This window comes from Fimbriimonas sp. LA-C6 (assembly GCF_055398105.1).
Genome location: NZ_AP038796.1, coordinates 1,395,149 through 1,412,010, shown reverse-complemented (window position 1 = coordinate 1,412,010; position 16,862 = coordinate 1,395,149). Strand labels below are relative to the sequence as shown.

Below are 16,862 nucleotides of genomic sequence, written 5' to 3'. Positions count from 1 at the left end.
ACGCATGGAGAGTCAGAGCGATGCGGAACTACTCCGGCGGTATTTGGTTGGAGACAACTCTGCGTTTGAGGTGTTGCAGAAGCGGTACGCGAACCTCGTGTTTTCGATTTGCTTGCGCGAGTGTCGGGATCGTGGCTTAGCTGAGGACGCAGCTCAGTCGACGTTTTTGCTCCTGATTCAGAAGGCGGGTGGTCTGGTTCGTCATCGTTCGCTTGCTGGTTGGTTTTTCCAGTCGGCCCGACTTGTCACGAGGAACTTGATGCGAACAGAACAACGGATGCGTGCCCGTGAGAGGGCTGCACTTTCGGTGCCTGCCGAGACTGAAGCATGGTCGGATTTGGAGCCACACTTGAATGAGACCCTTGCTGATTTGCCGTCTCAAGACCGCGAGGTGTTGTTGCTGCGGTTCTTTAATGAGTTCAGCCTGGCCGAGGTGGGATCTTCTCTGGGGGTTTCTGAGAACTCGGCGCGGATGCGGGTGAATCGTGCCCTTGAGCGGATGCGGAAACAGCTTTCTAAACGAGGCGTTGTTGTCTCGGCTCTGATGTTGTTGGTGTTGATGGAACAACATGCAGCTGAGGCGGCACCAGTGGGAGTGTTACAGCTTCCCGAAGTCGGGTTGCAAGTTCCTGCGGGTTCTTTTGCATTGCTTTCGAAACCGCTTCTGCTGGGTGGGATTGTGTTTGGGGGGCTGGTCGCGAGCTGGTTTGTGGGGTTGGAGGTTCAGCGGTCCACGGAGCTTGCGAAGGTTCGTTCGGCTTTCCAATCTGTTGTTGGGACTTGGCGGGGGGACCTGGAGTACGCAGACGATTCCTCGAAGAAGCGCATCAAGTTTCCGACGACGGTGACGGTCGAAACGGATTCGGCTGCGTTCCAGTGGACGGCTCGGTATGGCGGGACAGATCGGGTTGATGTGACGCGGTTTGAGGGTCGCCGCGATGGCAGTTTCGCGATTAGTAACGGCGGTGAGAAGTCCTCTCATCGACTGGATGGTGCCTATCGCGTTCGATCGGCAGACGGTGGGAAGGTTGTTTTCGAGGGAGTTTCTGTGGCTGTTGCGGGTGAGGTTCGCCTAACGCTCGATTCATCCGGTGGTTCGATCATTCTGCGGGAGGAAGTGCGCCGCGCGGGTTCGAACTCCTTCGCGTTTCGGAACCAGTTTTCGTTAAGCCGCTAGCTGAGGTAACGCCGGGCGGTGGAGTTGCGGATGATGAGGGGGGCGTCTAGGAGGACTTGCCGTGCGACGGCCGGGGCTTGGCCTGCGAGACGGTCGAGCAGGAGCTCGGCAGCGTGGAGTCCGAAGCCCTCGAAGTCTTGGGATGCGGTGGTGAGCTCGTCCGCGTCGCTCTCCCATCTCCCAAGCCAGTCGAACCCTACGATGGACATGTCTTCTGGGACGCAAAGTCCTTCGTGGTTGAGCCAGAGGCTGATCCTTTTGGCGAGATGGTCGCAGCCTGCAAAGATGGCCGTGGGGCGTGGCTGCATGGCCATGATGTTCTTCACGACGGACTTGGCGAGGATGTCGTACCAGGCTGTTGGGGTGGCTTCTCGCGGCGAATCTTCCGAACTTGAATTAGGTTCGATCAGGTTGGTTGCAATGAGTTCGCAACTGAAAGCCTCTAAACCAGCTGCCCGGAGCGCACGCCAGTACCCTTCGCGTCGTTGCCTGAGCGTCCCGGGGACTTCGCTGTCGATGGCGCAGACGATGCGACGATGGCCCTGTTCGATGAGGAATTTGACACAGCGCACAGCGGCGGCTGTGTTTGCTGTGCCGACAAAGTCGACCACGTTTCCGGATACGGGAGTCACATCGACGAAGACGAGGGGCTTCCCGCTGGCGAGCACTTGTTTGACGAGGTCATCGTCGTCGGCGAATGGGTCTCTCTGGAGGATCGCTCCTGCGATGGCATCGTTTTTGAGAACCTCTTCGAGGAATCGGCGCTGGTCGTTCTTGATGTGCTCGCTGAAGTAGTGGCTTGGCTCTCGGACGATCATTTGGTAGGGAGCACCTAGGAGTCCTTCGGAGATGCCCTTAACGATGGAGAGGGTTTCGCGATTGGCGATGGCTTGGGTGATCCAGACGTGTACCTGGGTGCCGCCTTTGTGTTGAGCTTTCGGTTTGGGTGCGACGATGGGGCGTGAGTATTGGCGGCGAATCAGCTCTTCCGTCTCGACCAATCTTTCAATGGCGACGCGAACCGTGCCTCGACTGACACCGAGTTCGTTGGCTAGCTGCAGCTCCGCTGGGAAGAATTCGCCTGGCTCGTAGGTGCCATCGGCGATCCGAGCGCGCACGCGTTGGAGCACCATGTCGACGGATGGCGAGACTTTCTTACGCATTCGGGTTCCTGCTGCTATGGCTCAATTCCTGCCCAATGAAGTGGCTCGCGGCACAATGCACCGCGTCAGTATAGTGCAGCGCAATTTCGTTTACGAAAGAAGTGCATGGAAGTAGGCAAAATGGCATAGCTGCAAGAGAAAACATGGGATCTAGCCGTGAATATCCTTGAGGATGGAGTTCGCTACGACTTCGATTTGGACCCGGATATCTGGAACCGCAGTGGTTTCCCAGCGGCATCCTCTAAGGGGCGGACCTAGGGTGTAAAGCCTGTCGCCTGCTCGCCCACATTGATCTGCTTCTATGCCCAGGTGGAGTGGGTTGAGTCGCACCCGGCCCGTGGTGACGAGGTCCCGAATGAGTGGATCGTTCGCGGACTCCCAGCTCGTTGAGTGGCCGGTGCAGTTGATCGTGAGATCTGCATCGGTTTCGTGGTGTAATGAGCTTCCTTTTTGGATGGACAGAGCCCCCGAAGCGAGGAATGGTCGGAGGAAGTGCGCTGTGCTGGGTGGCATTCGGTGGCGGTATCGGTCGAAGTGTCTTTGCACGTGGTTGACATATCGACATCGCTCCCTTTGTGGAAGTTTGCTCCAGATTTGGTCCCAGTGAGGTCTCATGGCGTCGAATATGGACGCCCAGGTGAAGCCCTTCGTTTCGGCGCACGCGATTTCTTGGCGGAGCCACCTCATTAGTCCACGAACGGTGGTGGGAGCGTCGGATGGGTCCAGTGGGTAGGGCTTGGCGTTTAGGTCGTAGGTTTCAGGCAGGAATCCGTGTCTAGAGATGCACGTAATACGCGCATTTGGATAGCGAGCGAAGATCGATGCTGCTGCATCCATGGCCGAAAGACCGGAGCCATAGAGGGTGGCTTTTTTGATTTCTTGTTCAGGCCAGGGGAGTTGGTGAAGCGGCGTGGTGGAGTTTTTGAGGTGGCCAGTAGCTAGGACTACTATGTCTGCTTCGAACTCCTTCTCACTGCTGGTTATTAGCCTATTGCCATCGAGTTGGATAACCTCTTCCGTGACTACCTGGAACTCCGAGATGGTTGCGAGCGAAACGTTGTGAAGGATGTCTTGGAGGTAGCGGCGGTAGATGCTGCGCTCGACAAAACCGTCTCCTACGTCGATTCCGCTGCTGAGGAGCCAGTCCACGAAGTGGTTTGGCCTGCTGTGAAAAGCACTCATCTTTGCGGCTGGGACATTGAGAAGGTGCTGGGGTTCGTTCGTGGCGTAGGCTACACCTGCACCGAGGACGCCGGTGCGCTCGAAGAGCAGGACTCTGAAAGGCTCATTGCGTTGGAGAAGAAGGTTCGCTGCGAGCATCGAACCGCTGAATCCGCCTCCGATGATGGCAACCGTCTTCACCGCGGACCGTCTTGCGTGATGAATTGGATGAGCTGATTGATGCAGCTCTCTCGGTCGTTGGCTTGGGTGTCGAGTGTAAGTTGAGGGCTGCTCGGAACTTCGTAGGGGGAGCCTACTCCGGTGAAGGACGGGATTGTGCCAGCCTGCGCCTTAGCGTAGAGCCCTTTCGGGTCACGACGTATGCACTCTTCAAGTTCACAACGCACATAGACATCCACAAAGCTCTCTTGAAGAATGGACCTGGCTTGTTCGCGGTGAGCTTCGAGTGGAGTGATGAGGGAGCAGATCGTGACATTGCCCTGCTGGGTCATGAGTTTGGCCACCTCTGCTGCGCGTCGGACATTTTCGAGACGATCTTCTGCGGAGAAGCCGAGGCCGCGACAGAGTCCGGATCGCAAGACGTCGCCATCTAGGTGCGAAACATTGATTTGGGCGGCCCTCAGTCTCTCGACGACGGCGGTGGCGATGGTCGTTTTCCCCGCGCCGCTGAGGCCGAACAGCCAGAACACCTTGGGGTCGCGATGGGAGCGCTGCTTAAAGGCTTGAAGACGCCGGAATTGGTCTTCATGGGCAATGGCATCGGGCCACTCCTCCATGGCCAAATGAGATCCGTTTATTAAGGTCTGGCAGCTATTTCGCATTGTCCATTCTGAAGACATTATAGGGTGGGTTTCTGCAATTGGGCGAGTTTATTGCATCTGCAGACCTGTTCTTGGTTCAAAGAACTTCAATTTATTGTCTATTATCAAGTTTGATTGTTCATTTTTACAGAGAAATCATTCTCACTGCTTTGTTAATTGTTTATTTCGCTGTACAGTGTTTTCCATGGAGCTATCCCTTGGTGCGTCGACGTTGACGGACCAAACGACCTTTGGGTTTTGAAGCCCGGAAATGTCATGAAAGCCAAACATATATCTCGTGCCTTTACTCTTATTGAGCTACTTGTTGTTATTGCAATCATTGCGATTCTCGCAGCGATTCTCTTCCCAGTCTTCGCGCAGGCGAAGGCGGCCGCTAAGAAGACGGCCTGCTTGTCGAACAACAAGCAGGTTTCACTTGGTGCCGTCATGTACGCTGGCGACAGCGACGACATGTTCCCATTCGATCGGGGTGGAAGCCCTGGAATGACCTACTACGGTCAGCCTTACGTGAACGGTGCGATGGACCCAACCGCTTCGACCAACTGGGTACGCGGCGTATTCCCATACACCAAGAGCTATGGCATCTACCTTTGCCCAGTGGCTACAGATCAGGATGGCAACAACGGTTGGGGTTGTTTCAACAACGACGGTAAGCCCACCACCTTCTGCGGCAGCGCTGGTATGAACGCGATTGTGGCGGCGAAGTCTACAACTGCGATGCCTGAGCCTGCGAATACGGTTCTGATGAGCGAGCTTTCGGCAAAGCAGAAGGTGTCGCCTACGGTTCCATCCTGGCAGGGTTACTCGCCTGGCACGTGTCCGGGTGTGATTGGTAAGCCTTGGGATAGTGCCTGTCCAGACGGCACAGATGGCCCGACGACTGCCGTGAACCACGGTGGAGGCAACTACGGATTTGCAGATGGTCACACCAAGTTTGCGAAGAAGTCTGCGATGACTTACAGCCAGTTTGGTTGGACCGGTGCCTGTAAGATGGCCGCTGGCGCGCCTGCACAGCCGAACATTACGGGTGCCGATGCAACGGTGACGCACCTACTGGACAACAACCCCAAGAAGTCTGACGGCTCTTGGACTTACCACTCGTGGGATGCGCTCTGCTACGGCAGCGCATTCTAAGATCGTCGATTCGTTAGTGATGGGAGCAGAGCGATCTGCTCCCATTTTTTCAGTATGGAGATAAGTAGCTAGTGAAGTATTCAAAAGCATTTGCGGCGTTTTTCTTGGGCGCGACCTGCGTGTACTTAGTCGGATGTGGGGAAAGTGTGCCGGAGAATTCGAAGCCCGCAAACGGAGCCAACGCCCGTGTCGAAGGTTCTGCAGAGGATCGGATTAAGAAGATCGAGGCGGATCCGATTTTGACGGCCGACGAAAAAGCGAAGCGGATTGCAGTGGTTAAAGAGCGAAACCACATTCAGTGATTTCCGTCAGGGCTGTCTCGTTGTTTGATGGCATGGTGTTTTAGAGGAAGGAACGGTTAGGGTTCTTTGCTTACGCCGTGCCGTCAGGCTCTCCCAAGGCCTACATTGCTGAAGGCACGCTCCCGATCCCTCCTAAGCATCCGAAACGGGATGCCAGAAAGTAGCGGTGCCGTCAAAGCCTCACCGAAAGCCACCACCAAGAACCGCACCCCAAAAAGGTGCCAAAGGCCCCCATTCCCACAAGACGGTGCAAAGCAGCCAACCCCACAACCCACGTTCAAAAGCCTCAACCGGCATGACTCAAATCAGCCCGGGCCGGAGCAAAGCGCTGACCCAGAAAAGCGCTGGGGCGGGGTGCTGCGAATGCAGCACCTGGGCGAGAACCATCACCGTCCCTTCTTCATCAAGACAACCCGCTAACCCAACCGACACAACACATATCAGCCCAAGTCGCAGGAAAACGCGGCCCTCAAACAAAAGTCAGGCGGGAACGAAACCACCCCGTCCTCACAAAGGCGACCGAGTAACAACAACCCGGTGCTCCCCAGCCAACGACCGAGCCACCAACTTCCGAGGCGTGTAATGAACCCGTAGCTCAAAAACACACGGCTCCGAGAGGGTCACAAAGTTGTCCACCAAGTTCGCCACCGAACCCTCGTCCGTAAGGAAAAGATCCACCAAAGGAGTCTCCGTCTTCACCACAATCAGACCCTCTTCACAAACAGACACCGTAAGGGGCGCAGGCGCACCAAACCGAGTCAGCTTCGGCTCGCTCACCAACTGCCAAGTCTCATCATCCGCCCACGACGCCACCAATAACACATCCGGCGCCGCCAAACCGCTAATCGAACCCGACAAAACAGCCCGGCGCTCACCAGGCTCCAAGCTCGCCTCACCCGTGAACTCGCGCAAAACCTCACCGGTCTGCACATGCACCGCCTTTAGCGAAACGTCGCTCTCAACCGCGTACTCACCATCGTTGATAGCCCAAACGGTCACCAGGTCGTTCTCCCGAACAATAGAGCAGGTCGCGTCAGCATAAAGCCGCCGCAACTCATAACCCAGAGCCTTATAGTTCCCCTCGCAGTCCAAAATCGCCCAACTTTGAACAGGCCAGCAGTCGTTAACCTGCCAAATCAGTGAGCCCTTGCAGAACTCCGACCGGCGATAATGCTCCACTCCATACCGAAGCGCATCACGCTGATTGAGCTGTGAGTAATACACCCAATCTTCCAACGTAACCGACTCCGGATAGTGGAGCTTCACAAACCCTTGCCAAGTCTCGTGCCCCTTGCCAGTCTTGTCGTGCCAGCGAGCAACAATCGACCCCTTATCCCAATCCTCAGCCGCAAGCACCGTCTCCCAAACCGACGTGTGACAGGAAGAACCAAACCCATACTCACTGCTGAACCGCCCAGTGGAATCCGTGTAGTGACGCCAGTCGCCGCGACCGTGCCACACATCCCAGTTATGCTGGTCACCAAAACCACCTCGATTGGCAATGTCTTCTTCGGTGTCCGTGGTAGCCCCAATACCCGAGCTAGGGATGTAAGACCGCGTCGGATCAAGCTTCGCCAAAACCCCAGGCAACGTGTCCCGATAAAGCGGCAGCCCGTAATAACGTGGAGGCGCAAACTCCGCACCACCCCACTTGTCGTTCCACAGCTGATGATTCTCGTTGTTACCGCACCACAAGGCGAGACAAGGCCGGTTGCGAAGCCGTTTAATGTTGACCTCAGCCTCACGAGCAATAACCCCTTGCCACTCCGCATTATCAGGGTAGTAAGCACAAGCAAACGGAAAATCTTGCCAAACCAAAATCCCTAGCTCATCGCAAATGTCGTAAAAGTCGTCGGTCTCATACAGACCACCGCCCCAAACGCGAAGCATGTTAAAGCCCATATCAAGGCACTTCTCAAGCTGTTCACGGTACCGCTCGCGGGTGACGATGCTGGGGAAAGAGTGATCAGGAATCCAGTTAGCGCCGCGAATCCACAGCTTGCGACCGTTCACCTCAAACTCAAACGACTCGCCAAACTCGTCCTTCTCACGCAGCAACTTGATCTCAGAAACACCCAACTGCTGGTGCTCTTCGTCAAACAGCCGCCCCTCAAGATCAAACTCTTCGATGTCCGTAAGATCATCGTCGTCATCATCCAAAAGCTCATCCGCGAGGTCTTTCGACACCACGTACGTATGGAGTGTAAAGAGCGGCTCTTCTTCCAAGTCGTCGTTCAAAGAGTGCCGTGGCACCCACTTAGTCGGGTTAGGAAGCACCACCAAACCATCTCGGAAGAACGAAGGAGCATTGGAATCCACTCCCGAAATACTGTGTACAGCAATGCCCTCGCCATCAATCTGCGAGACGATATTCAGCGTGACAGACCCATCCTCATGGTGCTCCTGAGCTACATGAACTTCCGTAAGCCGGGCCGCATACTCCACCAACCGCACCGGCCGATACACACCGCACGAAACCAGACGTGGACCCCAGTCCCACCCATACATGTACTGGGCTTTTCGCACAAACGACTTCTCATCCAGCCCGTAAGTCGTCTCCGGCAGACCCTCCGCTTTGAAGTACTCCGCCCGTCGCTCATTGCCTACCCGCACGGCAGATTGAAAGTCGATGCGCAGGTCGTTATTACCCTCTTGAAGCAGCGAAGTAACGTCCAATTCTAAAGGCACAAACATGTTGTCGTGCTCCGCTACCTTGTCGCCATTAAGGTAAATGGTACACACAGTATCCAGTCCCTCAAAGCAGAGAACCCTCTTGGGTAGTCCTGCATGAGGTTGCCAGATGAAAGAGGTTTTGTAAGACCAGTCTTTCTCGTCTACCCACTGGCATCCAAGTTCGTTCATGCGAACAAATGGGTCGCCGATGACACCATTAGCCATCAAATCGAGGTGGACATGACCAGGAACAGAAGCAGGCAACCACTCAGTGCGAGAGATGCCGACTTTCTTGCCTTCTAAGTCGGTTTGGATGAACTGCCATCCTGAATGCAAGGTCGTCGTGCGCAGCATACGTGCCTATTATGCTCGTGCCAGTGCGTTCAAGAGAGGTGCTGGGGCAAGATATACGAACAACTCATGTTAGATCTCTCCCCAGCAAAATGGATTTGGCTCCCCTCCCAGCGAACACTGCCGAACACCTTCGTTCTTTTTCGGAAAGTGATCACGCTAAACGAGGTGCCAAAGACAGCGACGGGGTGGATCTTGGCGGATAGTCGGTACCGCTTATTTGTCAACGGCCAGCGAGTCCAATGGGGCCCCGCCCCCTGCGACCCAAGACACGCCGAAGCAGATCCGCTAGACCTCACACCCTATCTGAAAGCCGGCGAAAACGTAATCGGCGTAGAAGTCCTTTTCTACGGACACGGCGACGGCTCATGGCCCTTCGGCAAACCCGGCCTCATCGTCCAACTGGACCTAGATGGAACCCCAGTCAGCACGGATAGTTCGTGGAGCTGCTGGGTAGATCGAGCACACGCCCCCGGCCTGCCAAAGCGCTCGTTCCTAAGAGCGCTTCAAGAGCAGTTCGACGCCCGCCTACACCCATTCGGCTGGTCCTCCACCGGATTCAGCGCCGAAGGTTGGCTGCCCTGCATGGAGCTAGATCTAGCAAGCGACAAGCCTGCATTTGCAAGCTACTACCACGACTACCTATACGACTCCTGGGGCACCCAAAACCAACCCTGCGACATCATCAAACGCTCCATCCCGATGATGCACGAGACTCAGGTCTCTGCCGGAAACGCCGCCTACGCGCATCAAATCCACTGGAACCGCGACCCAGCCGACTGGTTCGACTTTCGCGTGAAAGACTCCTTCGTAGCGTCACCAGTAGAACCACAAATGAGCTTCGAACTCGCAAAAGGCGAAGCCATAGCCCTCACCTTCGACCTAGGAGACGAAGCCATCGGCTGGCCCTTCTTCACCATCCAAGCCCCCGCAGGAACCATCGTGGAGCTCATGGTCCACGAGTCCCACATCCCCGAGGATCAGCCCTGGCTAGACACCCAGTTCTACGCCTGGAGCCGCTTCACCTGCCGCGAGGGCCTCAACGAGTTCGAGACCTTCGACTTCGAAGCCGTCAAGTGGATCCAACTGCACATCCACGCCGCAGAAGGAACGGTCGAGGTTTCCAACGTCGGCCTACGCCAACGCCAACTCCCCTTCGCCCAACCTGCACAAATCTCCACGAGCGAGCCAGAACTATCAAAGCTCATCGAAGCCAGCCTAAACACCCTCCGAAATAGCTGCCAGGAAACCATCGTCGACGGCATGGGCCGCGAGAGGCAGCAGTACTCGGGCGACTGCGGACACCAACTCCACGCCCTCTACCTAGCTCACGGCGAAACCAAACTCCCCGCCCGCTACCTCCGCACCTACGCCCAAGGACAACTTCACGACGGCGTCTTCGCCGACTCCTGGCCCGGCACCGACCGCCTTATGAGGCTCTGGCAAAAGAACATCGGAGCCACCGAATGGGGTCCCCTCATCGACCACAGCGTAGGCTTCTGTTTCGACCACTACCACTATTGGATGCACACAGCAGACCTCGAACCAGTCCGCGCCAACTGGCCCAAACTCCTGCGCTTCGTCGACTTCCTAGAAGGAAGCCTCAGGTTCGATGGCATGCTTCCAGTAGAAGACCTCGGCCTAAACGCCCTCTGGATGGACCACGACGCCTACCAAAAACAGAGCCATAAACGCCTAGCCTTCAACCTCTACGCCGCAGCCGCACTCCGCTTCGCCCTAGCTCCCCTAGCCCAAGAAATCGACCCCACATCCCACGAACGCCTCGACGCCCTCGGCGAACTCATCCAAGCCGCCACCATCGAAATGTTCTGGGACCCAACCCTCCGAACCCTGGTCAACAACCGCTTCGAAGGAGAAGAACCCCGCATGTGCGACCGATCCCTAGCCACAGCGATCATGTACGACATGCTAGAAGACCCCACCCCCAGCATCAACCTCCTAGCCAACCCCACCCCACAACTAGGACTCAGCTACCCAGCCAACGCAATCTGGCGCTACTGGGCCCTAGCAAAAGCCGGCCGAATCCAACCCGTAATCGACGACCTCAGCACCAAATGGTACGGCCTGAGGTCAGTAAAAGAAAACAACACCCTACAAGAAGCCTGGACCGCAACCCCCGACACCTGCTCCCTAATGAGCCACTGCCCCCAGGCCCCGCTAGTCATGCTCTACCAAGGCATCCTAGGCCTAAAACCCCTAACACCCGGCTACAAAACCTACGAAATCCAACCCCAACTAGGCAACATCCAATCCCTAACCCTCCAAGCCCACACCCCCCGAGGCCCAATCCACCTTTCAGTCCACCCAGACTCATTCACAATAAGCGGCCCATCAGGAGTCCTCGTCTGGCAAGGCCAGCGCTACGAAATCGGCGAAAAGGCAAAGTACAACCGCTAACCCTCCGCCAACGCCGAGCGTACCAATAATCTGCAACGCCCCCCAGGCAGCAACTCGACTAGCATAATCCCGATCATCCCTCAACTCCCCAGCCCCGAATGGGGCGCTCCCTTCGAGCGAAGGGCAAGCGAATGCGCCGCCCTGGTACCTAGTACCATCACAACACAAAGCACTGAAAGTGCGCTCCATCACTCCCACAACAACCTCTCAAACGCAACTCCGAAGCATCCCAAACGGGATGCCAGAAAATAGCCAGGGTGTCAAAGACCCCTGGATAGCCCACCCGACAAATCCCACGACTCCAAAGGAGTCGCAGATAGCCCTACCTGCGGATCCAAACTCCCTCAGCCCCGAACGGAGCGTTACCTTCGAGCGAAGGACGAGCCAAAGCGCCGCCCTGGTACCCAACCCCCACGTAACCCCATGCACTGAAAGTGCGCTCCATCACTCCCACGACAACCAATCAAACCCCTCCGAAGCATCCCAAACGGGATGCCAGAAAATAGCCAGGGCGTCGAAGACCCCTGGAAAGCCCACCCCCATATCCCACGACTCCAAAGGAGTCGCAGAACGCCCCCACTCACAAACCAAAACTCCCCCAGCCCCGAACGGGGCGCTCCCTTCGAGCGAAGGGCAAGCAAACGCGCCGCCCTGGTACCCAACACACAGCAACACCAAGCGCTGAAAGTGCGCTCCATCACCTCCACGACAACCAATCAAACTCACTTCCAAAGCATCCCAAACGGGATGCCAGAAAATAGCCAGTGCGTCGAAGACCCCTGGATAGCTCACCCGACAAATCCCACAACTCCAAAGGAGTCGCAGAACGCCCCAACTCACAAACCAAACTCCCCCAGCCCCGAATGGGGCGCTCCGTCCCAGCGAAGGGCAAGCAAAGCGTCGCCCTGGTACCCAATCCACAGCGCCCCCAAGCACTGAAAGTGCGGTCCATCACTCCCACAACAACCTCCCAAACTCAACTCGGAAGCATCCCCAACGGGATGCCAGAGATTAGCCGTGGGGCGCCATACCCTCGGACAATTCACGTAACTCGCCGATGTCGAAGGTATCGACGACCCAGCAACCTCTCAAATCACGGGTCTCAAAAATGAGCCATACCGCCAATACACCAAAACTCCCGCAGCCCCGAACGGGGCGCTCCGTCCCAGCGAAGGGCAAGCAACGCGCCGCCCTGGTACCCAACCCACAGCAACCCCCAAGCGCTGAAAGTGCGCTCCATCACTCCCACGACAACCAATCAAACCCCTCCGAAGCATCCCAAACGGGATGCCAGAAAATAGCCAGTGCGTCGAAGACCCCTGGAAAGCCCACCCGACAAATCCCACGACTCCAAAGGAGTCGCAGAACGCCCCCACTCACAAACCAAAACTCCCCCAGCCCCGAACGGGGCGCGCCGCCCTGGTACTCAACCCACAGCACCCCCAAGCACTGAAAGTGCGCTCCATAGCTCCCCTCCGAAGCATCCCAAATGGGATGCCAGAAAATAGATGCTGTCTTGACTTGTCAAGTGGTTAGGGCTGGTTTCACTCCGTAATAGGGTGTTTTGCCCTGTCTAAGTGCCTTAAGAACTCCGTAGCAGATCATGAGTAGTTTGCGCATGCAAGCGATGAGAGCTTGCATCTTGGTCTTTCCAGATTGAAGTAGTCGCTGTCTAAAAGCCTTGATAACCTCGTGGTGCCTCCCAGCAGCGGCGGCGCTAAAGTAAAGACCTTTCCTAAGACGCGCATTGCCCTTCTTAGAGAGCCTTGTCTTACCTCTCATGAGTCCAGACTCTTTGCGGCATGGATTAAGTCCTGCAGCAGCTGCGTAGCTTTGTGCATCAGTGTAGTTCTCCACATCTCCCGCTTCAGAAAGGACGAGAAGAGCGGTGGTGGTCGCAACGCCACAGATGGCTGTCAGAGCCTGCATATCCTGCTTCAAAGACTCACTATTCTCAACGAGATCAAGCTGAGCTTGTTCAAGCTCTTTGAGCTGTATGTTCAGCAAAGCGACCTGCTCTTCTAGCTGCCGAACAGCGATGTCTGGGAAGCGCTCTTTGTGTAACAAACGGCTACTGCACCTTTGGAGATCTTCCAGGAGAAAGTCTCGCTGCCGGTTCAAAACGCATAGATGTCGAACCTTGACATCCGCCAGGTGCCACTTGGAACCTCCAACCCGTATCAGGTACTCCGCAATCGCCTTAGCATCAGCTCTGTCTGTCTTGTTGAGCTTTCCCATCGCTCTTGCAAAGTCTCTAATGCGGCGGGGATTCTCAACACTGACCTTAAACTCTGCCTCATGAACTGCGCATGCAAGGTTGAACTCATATCCACCTGTTGATTCCATGCCAACACACGTAACCTGCTTCAAGGCTCTTATGAATTTGAGAATCTGTTCAATGCCGCCAGGATTGTTGTCAAAACGCCGCTCTTTAATCTCTCCTTCAACGCTTAAAGCACATACATCTAACCAACCTTTGGAAACATCAACTCCTACAACCCAATCTTGATTCATGTTCTTTCTCCGCTAAACTGGAAAGCAGGGTCCACCCCGTCGCCTCAAGCTTGTGAAATCGAGCAAGGATATCAAGATGCTGTACGAGGACCGGGGGAGGCCCGAACGAACGCGATCTAACGAACGAGGACAATGCCTCTAGCCAGGGCATGCGTATCAACCGTTCGGGACCTGCCAACCAACTCTAACTTACAAGCCAGGGCGTCGAAGACCCCTGGAAAGCCCACCCCCATATCCCACGACTCCAAAGGAGTCGCAGAACGCCCCCACTCACAAACCAAAACTCCCCCAGCCCCGAACGGGGCGCGCCGCCCTGGTACCCAATCCCCTCCATAACACGAACCCCATTGGCATCTTCGGTACTCATCCCGCATACTAAGTCCCAGCAATGAGTAACCCCGTCCGAGTCTTTATTAGCTACGCACACAACGACTCGGGCGTCGATTACCGAGTTCGGGTCCGAGAACTTGCCGACAGACTTCGCGAAGAAGGCGTCGAATGCGTCATCGACCAGGACTTCGAGTCCGTTCCACCTACCAAGGGCTGGCCACGCTGGATGCTAGACGTGGTAGAGCAAAGCCGATACGTGCTCGTCGTCTGCACCGACACCTACCACCGAAGGTTCCGAGCCAACGAAGCCCCAGGCAAAGGCCTAGGCGTCACCTGGGAAGGCGGCTGCATCGCCAACGAACTCTATGCCTCCCAAGGAAACCAGGACAAATTCATCCCCATCGGTTTCGCAACTCATTCAGACGCGGGCCCACATATCCCCTCGCCCCTACGCGGCTACGCTTACTACAACCTCGAAGGCAACGCAGACTACGATAAGCTGTACTTCAGACTCACAGGGCACAATCTCAGCGCCCCCAGGCCGCTCGGCAACCTCCGACTCCCCCCGCTCGACCCCAACGCCAAACCCACCCCGCGCACACCTAAAATCAACCAAATGCGCCCCGCACTCCCCGGCTTCGTAGGGCGAGAAAACGAAATCAAGACCCTAGTGGCAAACCTCAAAGGCGGAGGGCAGGTCTGCATCAGCGGCGTCCACGGCATGGGCGGAATCGGCAAAACCGACCTGGCCCTGCAAGTGGCAAAGGAACTGTACGAGGAGTACCCCGACGCCCATCTGCTCATCGACATGCAAGGCGTAAGCGACACCCCCAAATCAGCCGAAGCCGCCATGATAGAGTGCATCACCTCACTCCACCCAGGCCATGTCCTCAAACTCCCCGAGGATCCGGACAAACTCAAGCAGGAATACATCACCACCCTCAGCAAGAACCGAACCCTGATCCTATTGGACAACGCAAAGGATGAAAAACAGGTCCAGGGCCTCCTACCGCCCCCAGGCTCGGCGGTGATCGTGACGTCGCGAGAGCATCTCGCAGGGCTGAACTCCTTCGAGCTACGGGTCTTAAGCCAGGAACAGGCGGTCGAACTGTTAACCAATCTCGCCAAAAGAAAACAGTTCCCCAGCGAGACAGCCGCCCAAATCTGCAAACTATGCGGCCATTTGCCACTCGCAGTCAGAGCAGCCGGAAGCCACCTGGAAGTCACCAAGAGCCTGACCCCAGAAGCCTATAAAGCCCAACTCCAAGACGAAACCCGTCGTTTAGAACTGCTCAAAAGAGGCGTCCCCATCGGCATCGCCGCAACCCTAAACCTCAGCTACCAGGGCCTCGATGAGCCCCACCAACTCCTCTTCCGAAAACTCTCAGTCTTCCCAGGAACCTTCGCCGGCAATGCCGAAGCGGCCATCTGCGAAGACCCAAACAACCAACTCCTCCAAGAACTCGAACGCCGCAGCCTGGTGCTTTTCGATGAAGACACCCACCGATACCGCCTCCACGACCTAGTCCGAGTATTCAGCAAGAGCCTGGACGAACCATCAAGATTTCAAACCCACCACCGTCATGCAGAGCACTATGTTGCCGTGTTAGAACTCGCGGGGCAACTCTACAATCAAGGACATGAAAAGATCTTTGCAGGAATTGAGCTGTTCCGGCAAGAACAACACAACATCACCGCAGCTCAATCTTGGAGTGCTGAACACCAGCTTTCGCATGACAAAATCGCACTCTTGATCGTCAAATTCGCGCTAATGGCAAGTCACCTTCTCCACTTGTTACTCCACGCTCGGGAACAAATCCTGTGGCTCGGTCCAGCTCTCGCCGCTACGCACCGACACAACGACTTGGCAAACGAGGCGAGCGTTCTAAACAACCTAGGAGGTGCTTATTCCGATCTGGGGGAAGTGCACAAGGCCATTGACTTCTATGAGCAAGCACTTGTTATCAATAGACAGTCAGGAGATGTCAGGGGAGAAGGACAAACCTTGAACAACCTGGGAAGTGCTTTTTCCCACCTTGGGGACGTGCGCAAAGCTATTGGATTCTACGAGCAAGCACTCGCTATCAATAGACAGACAGGAGACATTAAGGGGGAGGGGAATACCTTGGGCAACCTAGGAAATGCCTATTCCGACCTTGGGGAGGTGCACAAGGCCATTGAATTCTATGAGCAAGCACTTGTTATCAATAGACAGACAGGAGACGTCAGGACAGAGGGGAATACGCTGACCAACCTGGGAAGTGCTTACAGAGACCTTGTGGAGGTGGACAACGCTATTGACTTCTACGAGCAAGCTCTAGCTATTTTTAGACAGACAGGAGATGGCAGGGGACAAGGACAAACCTTGAACAACCTAGGCACTGCTTTTTCCAACCTCGGAGAAGTGCACAAGGCCATTGAATTCTATGAGCAAGCACTTGTTATCAATAGACAGACAGGAGATGGCAGGGGAGAAGGACAAACCTTGAACAACCTAGGCACTGCTTTTTCCAACCTCGGAGAAGTGCACAAGGCCATTGAACTCTACGAGCAATCACTATTGACCAAAAGGCAGACAGGAGACATCAGGGGAGAAGCTTATACCCTATTCAATATCTCCAGCACCGAGTATCAGCGGGGACAGATCCAGCAGGCAATTACCCGAGCCGAACAGTCCCACACAATCCTTACCCAGATCGAAGACCCCAACGCACCAAAGGTCCTGTCCCAGATCAACCAATGGCGCGCCATGCTCTAGCCGACCTCACATCCTTAGCCCAACCCCACCCCGCCGACA

The 16,862-nt window shown here is 55.8% G+C and carries 13 protein-coding genes; 8 read left to right on the top strand and 5 right to left on the bottom strand.

What is annotated here, in order from left to right; translation table 11 throughout:
- Positions 1-4 precede the first annotated feature (4 nt).
- The gene (locus ACZ51B_RS06640) at positions 5-1,177 is read left to right on the top strand and encodes an RNA polymerase sigma factor (protein ID WP_464296449.1); all 1,173 of its coding nucleotides are present in this window, start codon (positions 5-7) and stop codon (positions 1,175-1,177) included.
- Here ACZ51B_RS06640 and ACZ51B_RS06635 read toward each other — a convergent pair.
- The 3 genes from ACZ51B_RS06635 to cysC form a co-directional block, all read right to left on the bottom strand.
- Complete coding sequence (locus tag ACZ51B_RS06635; protein WP_464296448.1) at positions 1,174-2,340, bottom strand: LacI family DNA-binding transcriptional regulator; 1,167 nt, start codon at positions 2,338-2,340, stop codon at positions 1,174-1,176. The genes ACZ51B_RS06640 and ACZ51B_RS06635 overlap by 4 nt on opposite strands.
- A gap of 150 nt (positions 2,341-2,490) precedes the next feature.
- Positions 2,491-3,702 (bottom strand): FAD/NAD(P)-binding protein, encoded by a 1,212-nt coding sequence (locus tag ACZ51B_RS06630; protein ID WP_464296447.1) that lies wholly within the window; start codon positions 3,700-3,702, stop codon positions 2,491-2,493.
- The gene (gene cysC, locus ACZ51B_RS06625) at positions 3,699-4,343 is read right to left on the bottom strand and encodes an adenylyl-sulfate kinase (RefSeq protein WP_464296446.1); all 645 of its coding nucleotides are present in this window, start codon (positions 4,341-4,343) and stop codon (positions 3,699-3,701) included. The genes ACZ51B_RS06630 and cysC overlap by 4 nt, the downstream gene beginning before the upstream one ends.
- A gap of 255 nt (positions 4,344-4,598) precedes the next feature.
- Between cysC and ACZ51B_RS06620 the strand changes: the two genes are divergently transcribed.
- The 3 genes from ACZ51B_RS06620 (at position 4,599) to ACZ51B_RS06610 (ending at position 6,199) form a co-directional block, all read left to right on the top strand.
- The gene (locus ACZ51B_RS06620; RefSeq protein WP_464296445.1) at positions 4,599-5,477 is read left to right on the top strand and encodes a prepilin-type N-terminal cleavage/methylation domain-containing protein; all 879 of its coding nucleotides are present in this window, start codon (positions 4,599-4,601) and stop codon (positions 5,475-5,477) included.
- A 71-nt stretch (positions 5,478-5,548) separates the two neighbouring features.
- Positions 5,549-5,779, top strand: a complete 231-nt coding sequence (locus tag ACZ51B_RS06615; protein ID WP_464296444.1) for a hypothetical protein — start codon at positions 5,549-5,551, stop codon at positions 5,777-5,779.
- A 150-nt stretch (positions 5,780-5,929) separates the two neighbouring features.
- Positions 5,930-6,199, top strand: coding sequence for a hypothetical protein (locus ACZ51B_RS06610; protein ID WP_464296443.1), 270 nt, complete (start codon positions 5,930-5,932; stop codon positions 6,197-6,199).
- A gap of 87 nt (positions 6,200-6,286) precedes the next feature.
- On the opposite strand, the gene ACZ51B_RS06605 is transcribed toward ACZ51B_RS06610, so the two are convergent.
- Entirely contained in the window at positions 6,287-8,806 is a 2,520-nt protein-coding gene (locus tag ACZ51B_RS06605) for a glycoside hydrolase family 2 protein (RefSeq protein WP_464296442.1), read from the bottom strand.
- A 66-nt stretch (positions 8,807-8,872) separates the two neighbouring features.
- On the opposite strand from ACZ51B_RS06605, the gene ACZ51B_RS06600 reads away from it, so the two are divergent.
- From ACZ51B_RS06600 to ACZ51B_RS06590, 3 genes are all read left to right on the top strand, one after another.
- Complete coding sequence (locus ACZ51B_RS06600; protein WP_464296441.1) at positions 8,873-11,221, top strand: alpha-L-rhamnosidase-related protein; 2,349 nt, start codon at positions 8,873-8,875, stop codon at positions 11,219-11,221.
- 238 nt (positions 11,222-11,459) lie between these two features.
- Entirely contained in the window at positions 11,460-11,906 is a 447-nt protein-coding gene (locus ACZ51B_RS06595) for a hypothetical protein (RefSeq protein ID WP_464296440.1), read from the top strand.
- Positions 11,907-11,968: 62 nt separating this feature from the next.
- A complete protein-coding gene (locus tag ACZ51B_RS06590) occupies positions 11,969-12,160 on the top strand; it encodes a hypothetical protein (protein ID WP_464296439.1) in 192 nt (63 codons plus the stop codon).
- A gap of 585 nt (positions 12,161-12,745) precedes the next feature.
- On the opposite strand, the gene ACZ51B_RS06585 is transcribed toward ACZ51B_RS06590, so the two are convergent.
- A complete protein-coding gene (locus tag ACZ51B_RS06585; RefSeq protein WP_464293997.1) occupies positions 12,746-13,735 on the bottom strand; it encodes an IS110 family RNA-guided transposase in 990 nt (329 codons plus the stop codon).
- A 388-nt stretch (positions 13,736-14,123) separates the two neighbouring features.
- Here ACZ51B_RS06585 and ACZ51B_RS06580 point away from each other — a divergent pair, with 388 nt between their 5' ends.
- Entirely contained in the window at positions 14,124-16,823 is a 2,700-nt protein-coding gene (locus ACZ51B_RS06580) for a tetratricopeptide repeat protein (RefSeq protein ID WP_464296438.1), read from the top strand.
- Positions 16,824-16,862: the final 39 nt, after the last annotated feature.